Annotated in this window: 19 protein-coding genes and 1 tRNA gene; 8 read left to right on the top strand and 12 right to left on the bottom strand. The window is 52.8% G+C overall.

Annotated elements, in window-relative coordinates; all coding sequences use genetic code 11:
- Positions 1-4: 4 nt before the first annotated feature.
- On the bottom strand, positions 5-907 hold the full coding sequence (gene ispE, locus IT444_09485) for a 4-(cytidine 5'-diphospho)-2-C-methyl-D-erythritol kinase (GenBank protein ID MCC7192997.1): 903 nt from the start codon (positions 905-907) through the stop codon (positions 5-7).
- Between the two features lie 143 nt (positions 908-1,050).
- The gene (locus tag IT444_09480; protein MCC7192996.1) at positions 1,051-1,785 is read right to left on the bottom strand and encodes a TetR/AcrR family transcriptional regulator; all 735 of its coding nucleotides are present in this window, start codon (positions 1,783-1,785) and stop codon (positions 1,051-1,053) included.
- 262 nt (positions 1,786-2,047) lie between these two features.
- On the opposite strand from IT444_09480, the gene IT444_09475 reads away from it, so the two are divergent.
- The 3 genes from IT444_09475 to IT444_09465 all read left to right on the top strand — a co-directional run bounded on the left by IT444_09475 (position 2,048) and on the right by IT444_09465 (position 4,585).
- Positions 2,048-2,425, top strand: a complete 378-nt coding sequence (locus IT444_09475) for a hypothetical protein (protein MCC7192995.1) — start codon at positions 2,048-2,050, stop codon at positions 2,423-2,425.
- 183 nt (positions 2,426-2,608) lie between these two features.
- A complete protein-coding gene (trpE, locus tag IT444_09470) occupies positions 2,609-4,246 on the top strand; it encodes an anthranilate synthase component I (GenBank protein ID MCC7192994.1) in 1,638 nt (545 codons plus the stop codon).
- 72 nt (positions 4,247-4,318) lie between these two features.
- Positions 4,319-4,585, top strand: coding sequence for a FliM/FliN family flagellar motor switch protein (locus IT444_09465; GenBank protein MCC7192993.1), 267 nt, complete (start codon positions 4,319-4,321; stop codon positions 4,583-4,585).
- A gap of 74 nt (positions 4,586-4,659) precedes the next feature.
- Here the strand turns inward: IT444_09465 and IT444_09460 are convergent, their stop codons facing one another.
- The 8 genes from IT444_09460 to IT444_09425 form a co-directional block, all read right to left on the bottom strand.
- Complete coding sequence (locus IT444_09460) at positions 4,660-5,166, bottom strand: hypothetical protein (GenBank protein MCC7192992.1); 507 nt, start codon at positions 5,164-5,166, stop codon at positions 4,660-4,662.
- A 103-nt stretch (positions 5,167-5,269) separates the two neighbouring features.
- The gene (locus IT444_09455) at positions 5,270-6,304 is read right to left on the bottom strand and encodes a sugar phosphate isomerase/epimerase (GenBank protein MCC7192991.1); all 1,035 of its coding nucleotides are present in this window, start codon (positions 6,302-6,304) and stop codon (positions 5,270-5,272) included.
- Positions 6,305-6,403: 99 nt separating this feature from the next.
- On the bottom strand, positions 6,404-8,263 hold the full coding sequence (locus tag IT444_09450; protein MCC7192990.1) for an MFS transporter: 1,860 nt from the start codon (positions 8,261-8,263) through the stop codon (positions 6,404-6,406).
- 71 nt (positions 8,264-8,334) lie between these two features.
- Positions 8,335-9,165: a formate dehydrogenase accessory sulfurtransferase FdhD gene (fdhD, locus tag IT444_09445; GenBank protein ID MCC7192989.1), complete on the bottom strand. Its 831-nt coding sequence runs from the start codon at positions 9,163-9,165 to the stop codon at positions 8,335-8,337.
- Between the two features lie 210 nt (positions 9,166-9,375).
- Positions 9,376-12,216, bottom strand: a complete 2,841-nt coding sequence (gene fdhF, locus IT444_09440) for a formate dehydrogenase subunit alpha (protein ID MCC7192988.1) — start codon at positions 12,214-12,216, stop codon at positions 9,376-9,378.
- 131 nt (positions 12,217-12,347) lie between these two features.
- The gene (locus IT444_09435; GenBank protein ID MCC7192987.1) at positions 12,348-14,111 is read right to left on the bottom strand and encodes an NAD(P)H-dependent oxidoreductase subunit E; all 1,764 of its coding nucleotides are present in this window, start codon (positions 14,109-14,111) and stop codon (positions 12,348-12,350) included.
- 163 nt (positions 14,112-14,274) lie between these two features.
- On the bottom strand, positions 14,275-14,535 hold the full coding sequence (locus IT444_09430) for a glutaredoxin family protein (GenBank protein ID MCC7192986.1): 261 nt from the start codon (positions 14,533-14,535) through the stop codon (positions 14,275-14,277).
- A 40-nt stretch (positions 14,536-14,575) separates the two neighbouring features.
- On the bottom strand, positions 14,576-15,409 hold the full coding sequence (locus tag IT444_09425) for a GTP cyclohydrolase I FolE2 (GenBank protein ID MCC7192985.1): 834 nt from the start codon (positions 15,407-15,409) through the stop codon (positions 14,576-14,578).
- 157 nt (positions 15,410-15,566) lie between these two features.
- On the opposite strand from IT444_09425, the gene IT444_09420 reads away from it, so the two are divergent.
- From IT444_09420 to IT444_09400, 5 genes are all read left to right on the top strand, one after another.
- Positions 15,567-15,639 (top strand) — tRNA-His (locus IT444_09420).
- Positions 15,640-15,729: 90 nt separating this feature from the next.
- Complete coding sequence (locus tag IT444_09415) at positions 15,730-16,521, top strand: creatininase family protein (GenBank protein MCC7192984.1); 792 nt, start codon at positions 15,730-15,732, stop codon at positions 16,519-16,521.
- 64 nt (positions 16,522-16,585) lie between these two features.
- Positions 16,586-17,461: a GNAT family N-acetyltransferase gene (locus tag IT444_09410; protein ID MCC7192983.1), complete on the top strand. Its 876-nt coding sequence runs from the start codon at positions 16,586-16,588 to the stop codon at positions 17,459-17,461.
- A gap of 129 nt (positions 17,462-17,590) precedes the next feature.
- On the top strand, positions 17,591-18,532 hold the full coding sequence (locus IT444_09405) for an aldo/keto reductase (protein ID MCC7192982.1): 942 nt from the start codon (positions 17,591-17,593) through the stop codon (positions 18,530-18,532).
- A gap of 66 nt (positions 18,533-18,598) precedes the next feature.
- Positions 18,599-19,414: an ABC transporter permease gene (locus IT444_09400; protein MCC7192981.1), complete on the top strand. Its 816-nt coding sequence runs from the start codon at positions 18,599-18,601 to the stop codon at positions 19,412-19,414.
- A 6-nt stretch (positions 19,415-19,420) separates the two neighbouring features.
- On the opposite strand, the gene IT444_09395 is transcribed toward IT444_09400, so the two are convergent.
- Together IT444_09395 and sppA are read right to left on the bottom strand one after the other, a co-directional pair.
- Positions 19,421-20,479 (bottom strand): hypothetical protein, encoded by a 1,059-nt coding sequence (locus IT444_09395; GenBank protein MCC7192980.1) that lies wholly within the window; start codon positions 20,477-20,479, stop codon positions 19,421-19,423.
- Positions 20,480-20,707: 228 nt separating this feature from the next.
- Entirely contained in the window at positions 20,708-21,700 is a 993-nt protein-coding gene (gene sppA / locus IT444_09390) for a signal peptide peptidase SppA (GenBank protein ID MCC7192979.1), read from the bottom strand.
- Positions 21,701-21,758: the final 58 nt, after the last annotated feature.

The following is a 21,758-nucleotide window of genomic DNA, read 5'->3' as shown; positions in this document are numbered from 1 at the left end:
TGCTTTAAAGAGTGCGTGTCGCAATCGCCGCGAGATTAGTCGTACTGGTGACCTTTTCCGCTATCGCTTGAGCGGATGATTCGTCGGATGTGAGGACGTATATCGTGGATCCAGATCCAGTAATGTGGGCAGGAAGACGAGCGATTGTGCCAATCCGTTCGACGATTTGGCGCAACGCTGGTCGAACCATACATGCAGGCTCCGCCAAGTCATTGAATGGCGCATCAGAGGTCAGCGGTTGTTTGGCCGCTAAGGCTCTTACACGTTCCTCATCAGCGATACGTAAATCCCCTTTTCGATGGAGTTGATCAAAAGCTCGGTACACCTCACCTGTAGGGCAGCCGAAGGTCGGGAAAATCAGCACGAGGTGCAAGGCATCCGTTAATTGCAGCGGTGCGAGCATTTCACCCAGACCGGTAACTAGGGCGGACGACCGTCCTGCCAAGGCTCCAACGAGAAACGCGACATCACTGCCTAGTTTTTGAGCCAGTTCTTGTAAGACCTCAGGAGCGAGATTGAGCTTGAAAAGTCGATTGATGCCAACGAGCATTCCTGCTGCATCGCTCGAACCGCCGCCAAGGCCAGCCCCGGCAGGTATCCGCTTTTGCAGGTCAACCTTGACCCGCAGATTTCGCCCCACATGTTGCTCAAGCAATCCGAGTGCTCGATATGCCAGGTCCTTTTCCAGAGGCCAATCAACCGTGCCGGGAACAGGTGCTTGAGCGTCAAACCGAATACTGAATTGGGAAGCGGCTGCATCTGACCGTGATACCGTCAGCAGATCAGCAAATTGCACCGCGACCATCCAACTGGCGATCGGGTGGTAGCCGTTAGCCAGTGGAGCACCGATGGACAGTGCGAGATTTACCTTGGCTGGACAGGACAGTGTGAGCGATTCATCGGTCATGCGCGAAGTTTAGCGATGGCAGGAAACAGATCGCAAGTGAGTATTGATTGGGATGTGGTTGCCTCTGCTGATGGAGTCAGAACCAAAAAAAAGCGGCGATACACACCCATCATGTCAGACGTGGTTCAGGATTGAACAGCAATTCAAAGCAGACACACATCGTCGGCCTGACCTGCCGGAACTGTGTCGCTGGTAATCGCAACGGGTCGGTGTCCGGCTGTCGCACGGTCTGAACTCGGCATCATCGGTTCTTTCGCCAGAATGACGATGCTTGGTTCTGCTACCGATGATTCTTCTGATGATTCGTCCATCGTCGGTCTATTCGCTTTGGACACGGGAATGGTTTTCGATCGTTCCGCGGACTTCCAGATTGGCTGGACCACCGCGAGCATTGCGTCAGCATCGCGTCCCATCAGGATGAAGCCATGGACTAATGCCCAGACGGTCTGAGCGGAAGCCATCCCGATCTTTTCAGCCCAGCAATCGATAGTTTGTTGCACGATCTCCGGCAGCTTAGTTGCATCGGTGTCTGCGGTGGGCATTTCCGGGCAGACCAGCCAGAACATCAGCCTGTAGGTCTCCGGCATGTGCGAGGCGACCTGATGGTACATCCGCACCGATTGTTCTATTTGCGCTCCCTGTTGGGCCATTACTGCAACCGGCTCAAGCATCTGCTGTGTTACGATTGATAACAGCTCTCGCTTGTCGGTGAAGTAACGGTAAATCGATCCCACCGCACAGCCGAGTTGGCCGGCAATTTTCCGGATCGTTGTCGCGTCGTAGCCGTAATCTCGCAGGCAATTCGCTGTTACCTGAAGAATTTGTTCGCGGCTCAAGTGGACGGGAGAAGAAGAAACAGCAGCAGATGATTCATTCATAGGGTTCACCTCCATGTGAACGCATGCTAGTGTTGATGGAATCGCCCGCGATGTCAAGAGTCATGGGAGCCATAAGAAGAAAAATCAGTGGCTCGGATGGACATAGCCGCCTACCTTCTGCCGATCTCTACACCTGAAAACTTGAAAGAACCGTTCAAAGGGATTGATTTCATCGATCCGCGATTCGACGATGCAATTGAAGTACGGCTGCCAGTATTGTTCCAGATGCGTCTAAGTCTGACTTGTCGTAAAATATTGTTCCATGGCTGAATCCTCGGCTCCATCTCGGATTACGTATGAAGGCGCGATCCCCGCACTGGCGACCGAGGCCGAGCGGCGGGAAGCTATGGATCAGGCGTTTGATTACCGAGGTGACGTAACCATTCACACCAGCGAAGGTAAGGTCATTGAGGGTTACATCTTTGATCGCCGCAGTGATGTTCCGGAACCTTACGTTCGGCTGATTCCTCGAGACAGTAACGAGCGAATACATGTGAAATATCAACAGATTACGCGCCTGATTTTTTCCGGTCGTGATACCGCAGCAGGTAAAAGCTGGGAAACCTGGCTGAAAAAGTATCACGAAAAGAAAGCCAAGGGCGAAGCGGCCAATATCGAATCCGAGCCGCTCGATGAGTGAACCGTAAACACTGGCTGTTGACTTAAACGACCATGCAGCGACGACCGACAGAGTAAGCCTCTACGAATAAGCGAGAAACCATGGACGTCCGGTGGTGGCGAGATCAAGTGATGTGGCGATGACCGCAATGTAAACGCGTCACGTGTATCCGTTGATCTATTCCTCGTAACTTTCAACACCACCATGCCTTACTATCTGCCTGATCTCGTAACCTTTACTCGACTCGCACAATCGCTCGAAGTGCCGGATCGTGCTACTGGAGTATCTCGTCATTCCATTGGCAGTCGTGTCGTGCCCATGTTCCGACGATTGGTCAGTGATCAGATCACCCCTGTGATCGCCTATCGACGGCTTGTTCGGCCAGACGAGCGGATGGCTCCCAGTTTTCTTTTCGAGTCGGTTGTCGGGGGAGATCGTATAGGTCGTTACAGTTTTCTCGGTGCGCAGCCGCAGTTGCAGATCATCGCGCATGATCGCGAGGTTCAGTTCATTGATCGGGATCGTCCTGAACGATCGAAGCAATTCCACAGTGATGATCCTTTGGCTGAATTACACAAACTGACAAGCCATGACCGTTACGCAGCGTTGCCCGGCCTGCCGGATTTCACGGGCGGCTGGGTTGGATTCGCAGGCTATGACACGGTGCGTTATCTCGAAGGCGAAAAACTTGCTTCTCCGCCGCGCGATGATCGTCGGCTGCCTGATTTGCACATGGGGATGTACCGACAACTTGTAGCGTTTGACCATGTTCAAAAAACGACGCTCGTCATCACGAACGTGCTGGTAGATCAATTCGACTCGATCGAAGCTGCGTATCACCACGGGTCCCGGGAACTGGACGATCTAGTAACCCGTATAGAAACACCGCCGCGATTAGCTCCGGGCACCGCGGAGTTGGAAGTTGGAGATGTTGACCTTGCAAGTCCGCCACCCAGGCTACCTGCGAGCAATATGGGGGCTGGAGGCTATCAGAAGGCGGTGCTCAAGGCGAAGGAATACATCGCCGCTGGAGATATTTTTCAGGTTGTTCCCAGCCAGCGATTCGAGTTACGTACCGCAGTGGACCCGTTCGATATCTACCGCGCTCTGCGCATCGTTAATCCGTCTCCATACATGTTCTATCTCCAGATTGCAGGCGGCATGTTGGTTGGATCGAGTCCGGAAATTTTGTGTCGGGTACACAATGGCGTGGTAACGAATCGGCCATTAGCTGGAACTCGTCGACGTGGCACGGATAAGACGGAAGATGATTCGTTGGAAAGAGAACTGCTTGCCGACCCCAAAGAGCGTGCGGAACACATCATGCTGGTTGATCTGGGACGCAACGATGTTGGCCGTGTCGCGGAACCAGGATCAATCAACTTGCCGGATGTGATGGTGGTCGAGCGTTATAGCCACGTCATGCACATCAGTTCGACGGTCACTGGCAAACTGCGCAATGGTGCTACGTGCTGGGATGCTCTGCGTACCGCTCTGCCGGTCGGCACGGTCAGCGGTGCTCCGAAAGTGCGCGCAATGCAGATTATTGACGAGCTGGAACCGGCAAGGCGGGGTCCATATGCCGGTGCGGTGGGATATGCTGATTTCGCGGGCAATATGGATATGGCCATTGCACTTCGGACCATGGTCATCATGCCTGCCGCAGCGAGTGTGGGTCATGACAAGGGAAAAAAGCCGTGGATCGTTCATCTACAGGCTGGTGGGGGTATCGTGGCTGACAGTGACCCTGACGCGGAACATCAGGAGACGGTTAATAAGGCAGCAGCTCTGGCGAAAGCAGTGGATCTGGCTGAGCGGGCATTTGGTTGCCGCTACGATTGACGCGGAGTCATGCGTCCGCACCAACAACAATCCTCGTCAAGACGAATAAACAGCCCAGCCGATAATGACCACATGCCCACAGATTTGCAGACAATTCTCAAGCTTACTGTGCCGGTCATCGTCCAGGTAGGGGAGCGATTCCTGCCGATGGATGACGTGCTAGCGCTTGGCCCCGGCGCAATACTTGAGTTGACCAAGTCTGCCGAAGATGAATTGGAGCTTCTGGCCAATAACAAAGTGATCGGCAGGGGAGTTGCCGTTAAGGTCGGTGAAAACTTTGGTATCCGCATTACGTCGATCGGCACTACCAGCGAGCGTGTTACCGCACTGGGTTCCTGATTCGCTGCAATTCATTGCTCAAGTGTTGACCGCTAAAGTTTTCAGCGGGCGTTCAACATTACCATCACGAAGATTCAGGATTCATCAGGTCGTACTTTTACCTGCATCCCGTCATTGAGTACGACCTTTATCGCAGTTCCGGAACGAATTACGCCAGCGTCAGCCAGGCACTCGACACGTTGACTATTAATGAGGCAGATTCCCACGGGGCGAAGGTCAGTCAACGCGGTTCCCTTGGTGCCAGCCGTCGGCCCGGTTGTGGAAACGGCCATCCGTCCGGTCGAGTCGAGCGACTGCTCCGGCTTGGTTTGATGATTGAGCGTGAGAATTTTTCCAATCGGAGTGTTGGGCCAGAGCGTGATCGCGACAAAGAACAGCAGCGGTAAGCAAAGGATAGCGATCAACGCACCGACAAGCCCCACAGTGGTATCGACCTTGAATAACAAAACGATGCCAATGACCAGACACGATGCGGCAGCGATTCCAATGATTCCCGCTGACGGGATGAATACCTCACAGAAAAAAAGTACCAGTGCGACGCCTAGAAAGATGACCGCCCAGATGATGTAGGGGTTACCCATGACGGAAGGATTGTACAAAAGTGAAGGTATGGCGCATCCCGGAGTGACGGGATGGCCATCACGCTCATCAGTTCATTCGTGACTTTTGCTGTCAGGTGCCAGCTTAACGATCAAACTGCGCGTCAAAGGCGATCTGCGACGGTTTGAAGTCCACACGTTTCACAAACGCAGCAGCCTCGGTCGCGCCATGTTCACGGTCCATACGGCTGTCTTCCCACTCGACGCTGAGCGGCCCCGCATAGCCAACGTCATTTAGTGCGACGATGATGTCCTCGAACTTGATATCGCCATGACCCAATGAACGGAAATCCCAGTATCGTCGCGCATCAGCAAAACTGACGTGTCCGCCGAACACGCCGATGGTGCCATCACCGTGTCCCCACCAGACATCTTTCATATGTACGTGATAGATGCGGTCCCCAAAGGTACGAATGAATTTCACATAGTCCACACCCTGATAACCCAGGTGTGAGGGATCGTAGTTAAATCCGAATCGTTTATGTCGTCCGACAGCCTCTACCGCTCGCTGTGCCGATGCGATATCGAATGCGATTTCCGTCGGATGGACTTCTAACGCGAAGTTCACGTCCTGCTTATCAAACTCCGCGAGAATCGGCTTGAAGCGCTTGGCGAAGTCGTCGAAGCCTTTTTGCCAATAATTCTGATCCGTGGGAGGGAACGCATAAATACTGTGCCAGATCGATGAGCCGGTGAAGCCGTTAACGACAGCAGGGAATGCCTTACGACCTGCTTCTTTAGGTTTGGCGTTGATGAACAACCGGCATGCTTTGGCAGTATCCATCATTTTCTTCGCGGCGCGCTTCCGAACTCCTTCGGGGTCGCCGTCGCCCCAAACATCAGAGGGCAGTATCAGTTTGTGTCGCTCGTCGATGTTGTCGCAGATGGCCTGACCGACCAGGTGCGATGACACGGCATACGCGGTGAGACCGTGGTCGCTGAGAATCTCCCATTTCTTCTTGCAGTAGTTCTTGTCCTTGAGAGCCGTATCGACCTCGAAGTGATCGCCCCAGCAGGCGAGTTCAAGACCGTCGTATCCGAAGGATTTCGCCTTCTGGCAGATGGTTTCAAACGAAAGATCAGCCCATTGACCGGTAAAGAGTGTGACGGGACGAGCCATAAGAGCCTCCATGAGTTAAGAGTGACAGATTACAGATGACATGCGGACAGTTGCAAGCGTCATGTTTTGCCGTTGCCCCCGTGTATGTGAACAGCGCTATCAAGGCATACTGTTTGCCAGATCCAGCATCCGTTGTCTTAAATCATCTACGATGGCGTGATAATCCTGTTGGGGATCGGGTTTATAAGGCTTGCCGAAAATAACTCGTGATCGACTTGGCATCACGAAATGCCACAGCATCCGCCTAGATATAGGTGTTCCATCGATCCAGACCGGCACGATTATCGCTCCGCTACGCACGGCGAGCATGGCGATTCCGGGTTGAAAGGGTTGAAGCTCACGGTCTGACGGCTGTATCCCGCCTTCAGGAAAGAGACCGACAACTCCACCCGCGGTCAGAGCTTCAAGAACGCGACGGAGCTTTGACAGGTCCCCCGTGCTGTGATTGATCGCGATGGGATTGATCGCGTTCCATAACACATTGGCGAAGCGGTAGCGATATGTGTCGAGCATTACCCATCGAATAAGCCGCGGCACAGCAGCCTGCATCAGGAAAGGATCAACTCCCGCAGTATGGTTGGCAGCGAGAATAACAGGGCCTGTTGTTGGTACATTTTCGCGGCCAATCCATTTCAAGCGATGCCAGACCAAGGCATAAGAGCGATCGATCCGAGCAAAAATATTGGTTGAGGGATCTGGTAATGGACCTCGTGATATCTGAGACCACAACCCGCGAGCGCCGACAAAAATCAACAGAGCTGCCAGAACATAAAGTGCCGGTACCATCCAGATGTCGGCATCAGGTAAAAGCCAGATAACCAGATTAACGGCGACCGCCGATGCGGTGGAAACAAAGTCTCTCACGCCGAAGACCCGACCACGGATGTAGTTCGGAGCGATCGATTGTGTCAGTGTCGCCACGATAATCATGGCCGCATTACCGAAAAATCCGACCGCAAAGGCGAGAACCAGGCCTAGTCCATACGAACGACTCAGCGACACTGCGAAAATGGCAATACCCGAGAGGATGATGTTGATCATCGCAAACCAGCTTGATTCACGGCGAGCATTTATCCACGCGACCCAAACGCTGCTGGCGAGCATTCCCGAACCAAGAACCGCCATCATGGTGGCGGTGCCTTCGGGATAGTTGTATCGCGACTTGCATAGTGCAGCGATGGCAGCGAGAAATGCATTGGCTGCCGCCCAGAAAAGCACCGTCAGCAGTGTGAGATCGAAGACCGGTTTATGTTGAATCGTGTAGGTAGCAGCGTCAATCATTCGACGGAATTCGCCACGCTCAGGGCGATCCGCGGTTTCCCGTTTGGGTAATCGAAGAAATGCGAAAAGCATTCCACTGACGACGAACACAGCCCCGCCGAACTTCAGGCCAACCTTAACGGACGATTCCCTGATGATCCGTTCACCGATAACGTAGCCGATGAGCGACGCAATGACGGCAATGCCCAGAACGATGGCATTGGCCGGCTGAAGTTGATTGGCAGGGACCACCTGAGGCACCGTCGCGGCTTTGGCGGGGCTGAAAATTGCGGCGAGCGCTCCGACGGCTGCGACGAGCGCATAGATTTTCCAGTGGTGTTCGACAGGCAGCGCAACCAGTGCGCCTGCTGGGGCCAGAGCCATCGCGGTAAACAGCACGATAGCGCGACCTTGATCGCAACTGAACATGATCCACTTTCTCGGTAGCGTGTCAGCCAGCCAGCCGGCGGGAGTTCCGAGGATCACATAGGGAAGAAAGAAAAAGAACGAAACGCCAGCCGTGATACTCGCCCCCTGCGAACCCGTGACGTAATACCCGAGCATGGACCACGCCGCGATATGGATGAAGCGGTCGCCGAAACCAGCCGCAGCCACGCTGAGCCAGAGAATCTGAAAATTGAAGTTACGCCAGAGCGGTAGTGGTTTTCGCTCGGCTGCGGGGAGGAGGAGTTCGGCCATGCGGAGGAAACTTTATCCGGGAATAATCGCGTGTAAAACTCAGTCGTAGGCGATGCAACAAAATCACAGGTCTACTGAGTAATGCGCCCTCGGTCGTGATACACATTCATTCGACCGGGACGCAGGAATCCCACCAGTGTCATGCCCACACGGGCTGCGAAGTCCACCGCCAGCCCACTTGGGGCGCTGACGGCACACACCATCGCAATGCCTGCCATCGCAGCTTTTTGGATGATTTCAAAGCTTGCCCGACCGGACACAAGCAGAATCGCCGGATCGAGTGGAATCTGATTCGTCAGCACCGCCCAACCGGCAACCTTATCCACAGCATTATGCCGGCCGACATCCTCACGTATCACGCGCAACTCACCTGTCGGGGTAAAAAGGCCTGCCGCATGAAGGCCGCCGGTCTGGTCAAAGGTCGCCTGGGACTTGCGCATAATTTCCGGCAGGGTGTCGAGCACGTTGCTGGAGACGCAAAACTTCCCATGGATAGGTGGAATGTGCTGTTCGATACGGTCGAGAGTCTGCTTTCCGCAGAGACCGCACGAACTGGACATGTAGATGTCTCGTCTCGCGGACTGGATCTTGGCCGCCCGTTGATTCAACACTTCATCGCTGAGCTTGACGATGACGACATTGCCGAATGTCGCCTCTCCGCACATTTCGACACTTTCGAGATCATCAACATGTCGCACGAGACCTTCAGTGAAACAAAAGCCTGCTGCAAGCTCTGTATCGTGACCGGGTGTACGCATGGTGATCGAAAGCGGTTCATTACCGATGCGAATTTCCAGAGGCTCCTCGATGGCGAGCCTATCGCTGGTGCGAGAGGATTGCGTGCCGTCGATACGGAGTACCTCACGAGCTGCGGATGCATGATTGGGACCACCGCTGCTCATTGATCAGAACTCCGCATGGTTGGTATGCCTTCTGGATGACAACCTGAACCCGTGAAAGAATCCATTGCACGGTTATTGACTGCCCAACTCAATCAGATAAAGGGTTAAGTGAAGGATCAGACTGTTAGCGTGGGAGTCATGACTTTCATATCTCAACTCGGACAATCATCAATTCAGTAACAAGATTTGTAAGCGATATTTTTCCAACGATCAGCCGTTGGGTTTCAATCTTGTCCCTGCTAATTCCTCGCTGGCTCCCGTCATTGATCGAAGAGGCGCAGATGGGTCTGCTTTTTCAATCTTCTCTACTCTGACTGCACTGACCTTGTACTCCGGGCAACCCGTAAATTCATCCACCGCGCTGCTGATGAGCAAATTTGTGCGTGATTCAGGAAAGTGAAAAGTCATGAATAACGTACCGGGATTTGTGGCGCGTGTAATTTCTGCTTTAACCTTGACTGAGCCACGACGCGATGTCACGAGCACCATTTCTCCTTGTGTAATTTTGAGCCGTCGGGCATCGCTTGGGTGGATACGTAGTGTTTCCTCTCGCGCCCGTTGCAGTTGTGAAACATCCGTGCGGCGTGTCATTGTCCCCACGTTGTAGTGGAAGAGCATGCGTCCGGTTGTGAGCATGAATGGATATTCCGCATCCGGCAGTTCGCCTGGTTCCTGCCAGTGGGTAACGGTTAGTTTGGCCTTTTGGTTTGGCCGCAGCGTCTTGCCATCCTGATGTACGATTTCTGTCCCCGGATGATCCTTGTTGTAACAGGGCCATTGGAGGAATCCGAGTTTTTCCAAGCGTTCGTAGCTGACTCCGCCCCAGTTGGGAGTCAGGCGTGATAGCTCATCCATGACTTTCGAAGGATTGACAGGTGTGCCAGGCCCGTTGTCCGCCTGAAGGTCCACGCCCATCCTTCTTGCGATTTGATTGGTGATATCGGCATCAATTCTCGTGCCCGGACGTGGTTCGATGGCCTGTCGCACACGTTGAATGCGGCGGTCGCTATTTACGAAGGTTCCGCTTTTCTCCAGAAACGTCGTACCCGGTAGTACAACATCAGCTAACTTGGCTGTTTCATTCATGAAGATGTCTTGAACGACAAGAAACTCAAGGCATTCGAGTGCGCTCAGGACATGCGCGGTGTTTGGATCTGATTGCGCGACATCCTCCGCGAGGATGTACATCACCTTGAGGTTGCCGCGGTGGGCTGCGTCAAACATATCGGGTATGCGCAATCCTTTATTCGATGGCGGCTCGATACCCCAGATTGCACGGTGATCCGCACGCGCCTGTGGGTCTGTAACTGCACGGTAGTCGCTGAAGACATTTGGCAGGGCACCGACATCACTGGCCCCCTGGACGTTGTTCTGGCCGCGGATCGGATTGGTTCCTGTCCCCGGCCGACCGATATTTCCAGTCATGGCCGCCATGTTGATCAACCCGAAAACCGCGTTCGATCCATGTCCGGCCTCAGTGACCCCTAGGCCCCAGAGAATCTGGGCCGCCGCACCGCTGGCATAAAGACGGGCAGCCTGACGAATTAATTCCGGCTCAACTGCAGCAATCTCGGCTGCCCATTCCGGGGTGCTGTCCGCGATTTCCTTTCGGAGTTGTTCGTAGCCCTCCGTATGCTGTGCGATGAAGTCGGGATCGATCAGATTTTCGGTAATCAATACATGCTGCATCGCATTGATGACGGCCACGTTTGATCCGGGACGGAGCGGAATATGTACGTCGCTGAGTCTGGCTAACTCAGTGTTTCGAGGGTCGAGAATGATGAGCTTGCAACCCTTGAGTACCGCCTGTTTGATGCGAGCACCAAACACCGGGTGGGCTTCGGTCGGGTTCGCCCCGACGATCATGATGACATCCGACTCATGAACATCCTGAAAACTATTGGTCCCCGCACCTGTTCCCAAGGCTTGTCCCAGCGCATGGGCGGAAGGGGAGTGACAGACACGTGAGCAGTTGTCGATCGAGTTGGTGCCCATGACTACCCGTGCGAACTTCTGCATCAGGTAGTTTTCTTCATTGGTGCAGCGAGATGAACTGATAGCCGCAAAGCTATCCGGGCCGTACTTTTGTTTTGTCTTCGTAAATTCTCGGGCAATCAAATCCAGAGCTTCGTCCCAGGACGCCTCACGAAAACCGCCGGAGGAGCCATCCGCGTTACGCACCTTGATCAACGGTGTGTGAAGGCGGTCCTTTGAATGGGCAAATTGATGAGCGAATCGGCCTTTTACACAAGTGTGGCCTTTGTTGGCGGAGCCTTTGGGGTTGGGTTCGATATTGACGACGCTGCCATCTTTCACATTGACGATCAACGAGCAACCTACGCCGCAGTACGAGCAGGTCGTTGCCACCTGTTTATCCGGCAAGCCAAAGAGACGCGTTCCCGGTTCTTCGAGTGCAGCAACCGGGCACTCATAGACACATTGCCCGCAACTGACGCAATCAGCTTTTTCAAAACTGGTATCGTTGCCTGCGATGACTTTTACGTCATACCCACGGCCGGACATTCCGAGAATAAATGATCCTTGAATTTCATCGCACGCTCGTGCGCATTTGCCGCAACCGATACACTTGCTCATCTCCAGCTTGATGAAGGGATGCGAATCATCGTTGGGAGGCGTGTGTACACGCGGGTTTTCATAACGCGGCGTGCGCAGTCCAACCTGCTGCGCTAACTTCTGGAGGTCACATCGACCGTTGGCGGTGCAATCCAGACATTCAAGAGGGTGGTCGCTGACAATCAGCTCGGTGATATTTCTGCGAAGGCGCGTGAGTAGCGGCGTATGGGTTTTGTAATGCGCACCAGCTGCAACAGGTGTATGGCATGATGCGACTGGCTTGCGACCTTCAACCTCGACTAGACAAGTGCGACACGCCCCGTATGGAGCAAGGCGGTCGGAATAGCAAAGCGTCGGCACTTCCTTACCTAAAGACCGTAATGCGGTGAGGATGGTGGTCCCCGCTGAAACATTCACCTCAACACCGTCAATCAACGCTTTGATCTTTGGCGTGACGTCAGGATTAGCTTTAATCATGTCCACATTCCTCAGGGTGACGCATATTCCTCGCGTCGATCGCAATCGTTATCTAGCCAGTACCACCTCTCCTGCGAGTTTCATGTGATTATTCAGGCTTAGACTTAACATGTGCGGGATCAAGTGTTGATTCAGACTTTTTCCATCTGTCGATATTGGTTGATTTCCTGGGGGAAATGTTCCAGCAACGACTCGATCGGCGCGGGGATCATCCCTCCTAAAGCGCAAAGCGATCCGTATTTCATCGTCTCGCAAAGTTCGGATAGTAAATTCAAACGGGCATCGGTAACGCCGGTTGCCTTCATTTGGTCAAACAATTCCGTTCCTCGGACGGAGCCGATACGGCAGGGAAAACATTTACCGCAACTTTCCACTGCACAAAATGCCATCAGTCCGCGGCAGATTTCAAAGAGGTCATCCTCCTGCGAATAGACGACGATACCGGCGTGTCCCAGGATTCCACCAGCCTTGGCGAGTTCTTCAAAGTCCAGTTTTGTGTCGAGTTTACTTTCGGGAAGGATGCCTCCCAACGGCCCGCCGACTTGAAAAGCCTTAAATCGCTGTCCTTCCGCCATTCCGCCCGCTAGATCGAAAATCAATTCCCGGATAGTAATGCCAAGTTCAACCTCGTACAGTCCTGGTCGCTTCACGCGGCTGTTTAGGCTTACAGCTTTGGTCCCGCGTGACCGACCGCTCCCGTACTTCGCGTATGCATCGCCGCCGTGTTCAATAATCCAAGGAAGATTCTGAATAGTCTCGACATTGTTGACTGCTGTCGGGCAACCCCACAGCCCTTTTACTGCCGGGAAAGGCGGCCTCGTACTAACGAGAGCAGGCAACCCCTCAATTGATCGCAACAGACTCGTTTCCTCTCCGCAAATATACGCTCCCTGTCCTCTTACGATGCGGATATCACACGCAAACTTTGATCCAAAGAGTGGACACCCGACAAGCCCAGCCGTTTTGGCTTCATCAATTGCATTGGCGAGAATTGCGCGAGCACGCGGGTATTCGTATCGAGCGTAAATGATGGCCTCTTGCGCGCCGCAAGCGAATGCTGCCAGCAGGATTCCTTCCAGTTGCGTGTGTGGGTCGCGCTCGATGAGCTCTTTGTCGATATACGCTCCCGCGTCACCTTCGTCGAAGTTGACTACGACAAATCTTCTGCAGGTCTTATCCACAGGACTTGCCGCGACAGTCTGTAACTTGGTTGCGGTAGGAAATCCTGCGCCGCCACGCCCTCGCAGATGCGATAGCTCGATCTGCTCGAGTACTTGTGACGGTGTCATGGTCGATACTGCTTTTTCAATCGACTTGTAAATACCGGCTGCCCGCGCTTTTTCCAGTGGCACTACATCATGGTCCAGATGTCGCATCAGAATGCGAGGCTTGCCATTGAGTGGAAGATAGATGTCGTTTGTAGGTTCGGCGATGCCGTGTGATTTACCAGTGCGAATGTAGTTAGTGATCTTTTTGCGGTCGGCTTGGTTGGCAAGTGAAACCGGCTGGCCATTGATCATCGCGTTGGGGCCCAACCCACAATATCCCAGGCAAGTGACGTGTTCGATTCGTAAACCATCAGCGGAGGTCTTACCTATTTCGACCCCTAGATCGGCACAGAGGTCAGATTCGAGCGATTTGCATCCGGCTGCATGACAGGCTTCACCGTTACATATTTTGATGACGTTAGTCGCAGGCTTATCGTGTGAGAGTTCCTCATAAAACTTGGCGGTCGTGCGAACGAGCTGTGGTGGGAGGTTGTGCTCCCTGGCGAGATTCAGAATATCGTCGTCACTGATAAAGCCTTGGGTATCGAACAGGGTGGACAGCCGGTCATAGACCGTTTGCCCATGACCAAGAAATTTATTTTGTAAAGCGATAAGGTTCTTAGACATACGTTCAATTTTATGGCGTTGAATGGCTGCGCGCTCCCCGAGCGTCACAAGGTCGTAAAGATTGCAATATCGATGTCGATAAGGTCAACAAAAGTATAACCGTTATCCTGGGTGATTCCCAAAAATATGCAATTTGCCGCCGGTGAATAAAAGTGGGTTGCTTTTAATGCCAGAGTTCAGCGAATGCCTGCCGTACATCATCTTCACTGGGTCTGCCTTCAAGTACGACATGATTACCCAATGTCAGAACGGGGATTCGATCGCGGTATGCCTCAAACCATGCGATATCGTCAGCAATATCCCGTTTAAGTAGCTCCACCTCGCCCGTCTTTCGCTGCTTTGCGAGGTACGGAGTAATCATCTCTTCCAGACGATCACACAGACAGCATCCAGCGTGAGAGTAGAGAATAAAGGAGTACTTCATATTTCTGGACGGCAGTCACCCATTGAAGGAGAGCTCAGGCTCATCGACTTTTGCGTTTGTCCTTCTCAATGAGCGCGTAGGCATTGTGATTGTGGATTGACTCGAAGTTTTCACTGTTAGCCTGATACCAAGCGATTCGATCTTCCGCATCCATCGCAAGGGCCAGATCACGAACGATGTCTTCGACAAACTTCGGGTTGTCGTATGCGGCTTCGGTTACCCATTTTTCGTCCGGCCTCTTGAGTACCGCAAATACCTGTGTGCTGGCGGCATGCTCAACGACATCGAAAAGCTCCTCGATCCACATCTTCTTTCCTTCGGCGAAACGTACGCGGGCTTCAATCAGACATCGTTGATTGTGCGCGCCGTAATCGCTGATTTCCTTTGAGCAGGGACACAGACTCTTTGCGGGTGCCTTGACAGCCATGATGAAGTCATCCGTAGCAGCACTGGTGACCTCGAAAGTGACTTGTATATCAAGTTTGCCCGGCGCACCCGTAACGGGAGCTTTCTTATCGATGAAATAAGGGAAGCGCAGTTCGAGGTGTGCCTCTTCAGCTTCGAGGCGTTCCTTCATGTCGCGACAAACTTTCATGATCTGGTCAGAGCGGATGGACTCATGATGCCGATTGAGTACCTCAAGAAACCGCGACATGTGAGTGCCTTTCTGGTAATGAGGAAGGCCGACATACATGTTGACGCTGGCGACGGTGTGAACCAAGCCGCCGGTGGCGGGGCTGTGAAGCGTGATGGGGTAGGTGATGTTTTTGACGCCTACCTTGTCGATGGCAAGGTTACGGGCATCGCGAGCAGCCTGAACGTCAGGCATCTTGTCAGTTACTTCAGCAGTCCGAGTAGGGGGGGATTGGGCCATTGTGATGGAATCCTGAGTTGGACCTCCGGAGGGCAAGAAATCGATCTTAGGAAACCATTCCCGGCAAAGCAACGAAGGAACATCATTAAATCATGGAAGGTCCGGTGACTACGGCTTGAAATAAGTCTCCATAAAATCTAGACTTTGCCTGCACATGGTGGGCGTAGCTCAGTTGGTAGAGCACCGGGTTGTGGTCCCGGGAGTCGCGGGTTCGAATCCCGTCGCTCACCCTTAACAGGGTTCAGAACTTCAGGCGGGGACCGTTGGCGCCACCCCTGACAGGCGTCAGCCATGAACCCCCAACAACCAATTCTTTCCTCATGACATACCGCGCTCGACCGTACGTACTTCACGAGGCGTCTTATCGCCAGCTTCTTGATTTCAAGCCAAACGTGGCGGTTTTACCTTGGGGTGCAACCGAAGCGCACAACTATCACCTGCCATACGGCACTGATGTGATCGAGGCTACGGCGATCAGCGAGGCTGGCGTCGCAAAAGCGAATGCGCTGGGTGCAAAGTGCATCCTTTTGCCAACGATTCCATTTGGTAATGACAACCTTCAACTCGATCAGGTTTCAACCATCACCATGCGAAGTCGGACGCAGTACGCGGTACTCTTCGACGTTGCAGACAGTCTCGTAAAGCAGGGTATTGATCGACTTGTAGTCATGAACTTTCATGGCGGAAATGATTTCAAACAGATGATCCGTGATGTGGTTCTTGATCTGCCGATTTTTATTGTGCAGGTGAATGGCTATCAGACAGCACCTTACGAACATCTCCTTGATGATACCGGCGGAGATCATGCTAACGAGTTTGAAACCTCGATCATGCTGCATCTGAAACCTGAGTGGGTCTCCATTGAGACCGCGGGTGACGGTTCCGCTACCCCATTCAAACTTAAGAGCTTCAATACAACGCAAGGAGTATGGGCACCACGCGATTGGCGTGCACTGACCAAGGATACGGGGACCGGCGATCCGCGGAAGTCCACCGCAGAGAAGGGGAAGAAGGTATTCGAGCAGTTGGTCAATGGTCTTGTACCCGTGCTCACAGAATTGTCTGCTGCAAAAAACGGCGACTTCCCTTACGTAGTTCGAAAAAAAGGTTGAGGATTACTTTCGTTCGTGACGAACGGGAGAGTTGGGTCTAAGTTGCGATTGCCGCGGTTAATTCATGCTTGCAATTCGTCCCCTCACAATTGCTGAGATCCCAGCCGCGATGCGTCTAAGCAGTCAGGCTGGATGGAATCAACTGGAAGCCGACTGGAAGCGCCTGCTTGATCTCTATCCCACAACTTGCCTCGCGGGTTGGGAGGGTGATCGGTTAGTGGTGACTGGAACACTGGCGACCTATGGCACAGCAGTTGGATGGCTTGGAATGCTTCTGGTGGACGAGTCATGCCGTGGACGCGGCTTGGGTGGGGCAGTTTTTGATGCCATGCTGACTCGTGCTGATGAGCTGGGTATCAATTGTCTTGGCCTGGATGCGACGGATCTGGGATGGCCGGTCTATCTCAAACGTGGCTTTAGAGACATCTGTGCTATCAATCGCTGGTTACGCCAGCCGAGTAATCAGACACAAATTTCTGACTTTTCCTCCCATATCACGCGAGGGGAGAAATCGGTTATTACACATTTGACTTCGCCTGTGATTGAATGGGTTAATGAAAAAGCACAAGTTGATCGGACCTCACTTCTTGAACACATTCAGTCTGAGCATGGCGTCGCAACGCATGTCATGATTGAGCCAAGACAAGAACCAGTCGGGGTGGCGTTTATCAAGCCGGGCCGTATTGCGGACCATATTGGCCCCGTAGTTGCGGAAACCTCCGCTGACGCATGCGATCTCCTTGAGGGGATTATCCAAAGTCACTCGTCAACTGACCGACCGCTGTTTATCGACGCACTAGCAGAAGAGGGGTTTGAGAAAATTCTGGGCCGAATGGGATTTGTTATACAACGCAGACTCATACGAATGATGAAGCCTCAACCGACATTAAAGCTGACCACACAGCATGTCTTTGCCGCCACTAGTTTTGAGCTGGGTTAAGCGAGTAGTCATCGACGTGGCAACAGCGGTACTGCCGCGAGTTGCAACAAGAGAAGTTTAAGACGTTAGATCAAACGGTTTTTTCTGTGCTCTGTTGCAATTGGGTTTTTTCCCGCCACAATGCGGTTTATGTTCAGCAATCACCGCGTTCGTCTTGGCCGATCTGAGCTTCAGGTATCACCGATCTGTTATGGTTCGTGGCAGTTGTCGACTTCTTTCTGGGGTCACGGACCGGAAGAGGAATTTGTCAAAGCGATGCGCCGTGCGCATGAGCTGGGGATTAATTTTTTTGACACTGCCGACGCCTACGGCAATGGCCTATCCGAGCAGGTGATGGGAAAGGCACTGAAGCCTATCCCACGCGACCAGCTTATCGTCGCGACCAAGGTCTATTGGCGATGGTTTGATGATGGCCGGCCACGCATCGGTGATTTATCGAGACAACACATACTCGAAGGTTGCGATGCGAGTTTGCGTCGGCTCAATATGCAGTACATCGATCTTTATCAGTGTCATGCATGGGATCCAATGACGCCGATGGATGAGATCGTTGATGCTCTCGAACTACTTGTAAAACAGGGAAAAATTCGTGCGTACGGGACCAGTAACTGGACTGTCGAGCAGATGTGCTTGGGAAACTCCAAAGGTCGGTTTTCTACTTGCCAGCCACCGTACAGCCTGATCAAGCGAGGAATTGAAAACGATATCCTGCCTTACTGCCTGATGAGTGATACCGGTACGCTTGTGTACAGCCCGCTTCAGATGGGATTACTCAGCGGCAAATACGCAGGCACAGAGATATTTACGGATTTTCGTAAGAACAGTCCGGACTATCAGGGTGAGCGATTCAAGATGATCGCTGCCCGTGTGCAGGAAGTGGGGATGATCGGCAGAAAGTATGAGTTAACAATCCCCCAGACAATATTTGCAGCAACATTGATGAATCCCGGAATTACTTGTGTTATTGCGGGAATCAAAACTGTGGTCCAGATCGAAGATGCAGCAGGAGCAATGGGTAAGTCGATCGATCGCGAAGACTATTTCAAGATTCGGAGCCTCCTGAGTGTGTGAGTGTTAAGAAAAAGCACTTCATACACTCAGTCAACAGCAGATGGTGCATTAACAAGACTCGCATCCATGATTTTTGCCTTTCCGCAAATGCTGGGCCGGCAGATTTCCGAAGCTGTAGATGGCTTTGGTCGATTTACGCTGTTTTCATTGAACGCATTTCGCTGGGTATTTTTCGGTAAAGCGCAGTGGGCAAGGCCAAGCCTTCTTTTCCCGCAGTTGTACTCCATCGGTACTAAGAGCATGGCTGTGGTCATGATGGTTGGTGCGTTTGTCGGGATGGTCCTTGCCGTCGAAGCCTACGACCAGTTTGCGCAGCTCGGCATGGCTGAGCGGCTCGGTGGCATGATCAGCATCTCGGTAGTTAAGCAGATCGGTCCCGTACTCGCGGCCGTCATGTTGGCGGGGCGTATCGGCGGATCGGTTAGCGCTGAGCTAGGCACGATGAAAGTGACCGAACAACTCGATGCGCTGCGTGCGATGGGTTCTGATCCAGTCTCTTATCTTGTCGTCCCGCGTGTAGTAGCTTGTCTGCTTATGATTCCCGCCTTGACAATTTTCTCTGATCTCCTGGGTATTTACGGCGGTTATTTCATCACTGTTGGTGGATTTGGAGTCAATGCTGACAAGTATTGGCAATACTCCGCGCAGTATGTGACAGGATACGACGTTTCGATCGGCCTGATCAAAGCGGTGGTTTTCGGTTTGATGATCGGATTGATCAGTTGTTACAAGGGATTTCACTGCCGCAGCGGGGCAGCCGGCGTCGGGCGGGCGGCAACCGATGCGTTCGTCACCAGTTTTATTGCGATTATTGTTGCCAACTTTTTTCTGGCGAAATTCCTCAAAGATCTGCGCCCGCTGATTCTCGGTTACGGTGTGTAGCGATGGTCACTCAGCAGCTTTGTACCACTCGGTGAGTTGTGAAGTTGGCAGGTTGATATACCGTCCATTCTTTTTCTTGGTCAACGTTTCCAGTTCGAGTAATTCCGTGTCCAAGGTCACCGCATCGAACTTCAGCTTGGCTTCTCCCAGCAGTTCACCGATATTTTCTATCTGAATACGGTTAAGCGTTTTTCCCGTAACCAGAATGATCTGTTCGGGCTGGGACTCCATGGCTTTTTCGACCGCTGTCAAAGGACTAGCATCGCCACGGGCAATGACACCGTCAAGGAACTTCTCAAGCTCAGCAATAGCTGTGGAATCCATAGGCTTGGGTTCCGACGGGAATGCGGTGTAGCCTTGTTCACCCCAGATAATCACCTGAAACAATCCACCGGATGGGATTTTGGTCGCAGCTGACACTACCGCAGCCCGCATAGCACTGATCCACCGAGAACTCGACTCGCTCGAATCTATCGCAACTACTGTCTTTCGTCGCAGTGGGATGGTCAGGAAGTTCGGGCTGTTGAGTTTGTATGGATTAATACTGGCGTCAAACGCGCCGTGTGCCTCGTAGCTCTCTATCTCGTCAGGTGCTTCGGACTTTGTAGCAAAGTACACAGCCAGTGCGGTGCCGACCACAATGACCAGCATCACACCGACAAATACGGTGATGATGGTGCCTCGAATAACTTTGCGTTTTGTTTTTGCCGTGACAACCAATCGTCTGGGTACTCGAACGATTTTGCCGCTGGCGGTTGTGAACACTTCTGTGTCTGCCGAGGCCGCCGGAGCCGGCTCTGTTTCGATCGCTCCCGGTGTTTCAGGACGGTCGGTAGTCCCTGATTCTGCTGACGCATTTGATGACGGCGTAGAAGAGCGAGTACCTCCAGGACTATCAGGACGGTCAGGACGAGTAAGCATTTCAGCCCGCTCGCGCGTCGGATCAGATGGAACCGTCATCAACGTGCCGCAACTGGAGCAGCGGCAGACTCCGCCAGCGAAGCCAGCATCAAGCTCAAGCATCGATTTACACTGCGGACATTCCAGTTCTATCAGTTTCGACATGCGTTGCGGCTCCGTTTTCTTGCCTCAGTTTACCTCAGCAATAACAGTCAGGTTGCAAAGATTATGCGGAGATTCGGATGCAGCCAAATGACTGCTTGGCTTATGGAGTACAAGAACTCGTGAGAGGTAATTAACGAACGGTAGGCAGTCATTCCCCTATACCATTGCAACTTCGACCGGCTTATGTGTAGTGAGATTGGATGTGTCGGTCGTAACTATCAGGGCGGCTCATCGTGTGAATGGGATTGTTGGATCCCACAAATAGTAAAACCCAGCCGAGGAATCATTCAAAGACTCGGCGAAATTAAATTGAGCAAGATTGATCTGTGTCCCCGCGTTGCCGGAAGAAACGGAAGATTGCGCATAGACTGATCCGACGTACTCCAGCGGGCGGTGATAAATAACGAGGTCAGCATTGCGGATACCCGCCCGAGTTTTTGCTGCCTCGAAAGCATCGTGAATATCACCCACACGATCTACAAGACCGACCTTCAAGGCATCCTCACCGCTGAACACTCGGCCATCAGTGATTCTGGCAAACTGATCGGCGGGAATCTCTGGCCGCGCTTGTCGTACGATATCGACAAACCGATTGTAAAAATCGTCCACCAGTGATCGTAGGATTGCACGGTGTTCATCCGTCATTTTGACGAGAGGTGAGCCTACATCCTTATTGGGGCCGCTGGTAATTGCTTCCGCATCAATTCCAATCTTGTTCATTGCGCCCTTGAAGCTGATCGTCTGCACAATTACACCGATACTGCCGACGACGGTGGTTGGATACGCAATCATTTCATCGCTCGCGCAGGCGAGGTAGTAGCCACCGCTGGCGGTAATATCCATCATGAGCGCGATGACGGGCTTGTGTGTTCGTGTCTTAAATCGCATGACTTCGCGATACATCATGTCGCTGGCGGTGACGGTGCCGCCAGGCGTGTTGAGACGCAGGATGACCGCCTTGACCTTTTCATCAGTCCGTGCTTTTTCGAGTTTTTCTTGGAGAAGATTGACTGGATTTTCACCTTGTCGCAGCAGCGCGGGTTTGTTCCCGTTATAGATCAACCCTGATAGATCGATGATGGCCACGCGGTTTCCGCCAGCATGGTTTTCAATTACTGTGGTTTGAAGGCGTTGGTCACCCGGCGCGCCGATAGTCATGGTGAGCGGACCACACGCAGCAAGTGTGAGTGTCAGCGAGAGTAGAGCGATCACTTTCATCATTAAGCCGCGATTGTCGGTCGCGCTCCGCATTAGGGATAAGAAATCAGGCCATCTATCA

It is taken from the genome of Phycisphaeraceae bacterium, assembly GCA_020851465.1.
Taxonomy (GTDB): domain Bacteria; phylum Planctomycetota; class Phycisphaerae; order Phycisphaerales; family Phycisphaeraceae; genus JADZCR01.
The sequence above is the reverse complement of the archived record's forward strand: the minus strand, read 5'-3'. Positions and strand labels throughout refer to the sequence as shown.

Excerpts from the sequence above, each read along its gene's own strand:
- ispE (MCC7192997.1), bottom strand. The coding sequence starts at position 907 with ATGACCGATGAATCGCTCACACTGTCCTGTCCAGCCAAGGTAAATCTC.
- IT444_09480 (MCC7192996.1), bottom strand. The coding sequence starts at position 1,785 with ATGAATGAATCATCTGCTGCTGTTTCTTCTTCTCCCGTCCACTTGAGC.
- IT444_09475 (MCC7192995.1), top strand. The coding sequence starts at position 2,048 with ATGGCTGAATCCTCGGCTCCATCTCGGATTACGTATGAAGGCGCGATC.
- trpE (MCC7192994.1), top strand. The coding sequence starts at position 2,609 with ATGCCTTACTATCTGCCTGATCTCGTAACCTTTACTCGACTCGCACAA.
- IT444_09465 (MCC7192993.1), top strand. The coding sequence starts at position 4,319 with ATGCCCACAGATTTGCAGACAATTCTCAAGCTTACTGTGCCGGTCATC.
- IT444_09460 (MCC7192992.1), bottom strand. The coding sequence starts at position 5,166 with ATGGGTAACCCCTACATCATCTGGGCGGTCATCTTTCTAGGCGTCGCA.
- IT444_09455 (MCC7192991.1), bottom strand. The coding sequence starts at position 6,304 with ATGGCTCGTCCCGTCACACTCTTTACCGGTCAATGGGCTGATCTTTCG.
- IT444_09450 (MCC7192990.1), bottom strand. The coding sequence starts at position 8,263 with ATGGCCGAACTCCTCCTCCCCGCAGCCGAGCGAAAACCACTACCGCTC.
- fdhD (MCC7192989.1), bottom strand. The coding sequence starts at position 9,165 with ATGAGCAGCGGTGGTCCCAATCATGCATCCGCAGCTCGTGAGGTACTC.
- fdhF (MCC7192988.1), bottom strand. The coding sequence starts at position 12,216 with ATGATTAAAGCTAATCCTGACGTCACGCCAAAGATCAAAGCGTTGATT.
- IT444_09435 (MCC7192987.1), bottom strand. The coding sequence starts at position 14,111 with ATGTCTAAGAACCTTATCGCTTTACAAAATAAATTTCTTGGTCATGGG.
- IT444_09430 (MCC7192986.1), bottom strand. The coding sequence starts at position 14,535 with ATGAAGTACTCCTTTATTCTCTACTCTCACGCTGGATGCTGTCTGTGT.
- IT444_09425 (MCC7192985.1), bottom strand. The coding sequence starts at position 15,409 with ATGGCCCAATCCCCCCCTACTCGGACTGCTGAAGTAACTGACAAGATG.
- IT444_09415 (MCC7192984.1), top strand. The coding sequence starts at position 15,730 with ATGACATACCGCGCTCGACCGTACGTACTTCACGAGGCGTCTTATCGC.
- IT444_09410 (MCC7192983.1), top strand. The coding sequence starts at position 16,586 with ATGCTTGCAATTCGTCCCCTCACAATTGCTGAGATCCCAGCCGCGATG.
- IT444_09405 (MCC7192982.1), top strand. The coding sequence starts at position 17,591 with ATGTTCAGCAATCACCGCGTTCGTCTTGGCCGATCTGAGCTTCAGGTA.
- IT444_09400 (MCC7192981.1), top strand. The coding sequence starts at position 18,599 with ATGATTTTTGCCTTTCCGCAAATGCTGGGCCGGCAGATTTCCGAAGCT.
- IT444_09395 (MCC7192980.1), bottom strand. The coding sequence starts at position 20,479 with ATGTCGAAACTGATAGAACTGGAATGTCCGCAGTGTAAATCGATGCTT.
- sppA (MCC7192979.1), bottom strand. The coding sequence starts at position 21,700 with ATGATGAAAGTGATCGCTCTACTCTCGCTGACACTCACACTTGCTGCG.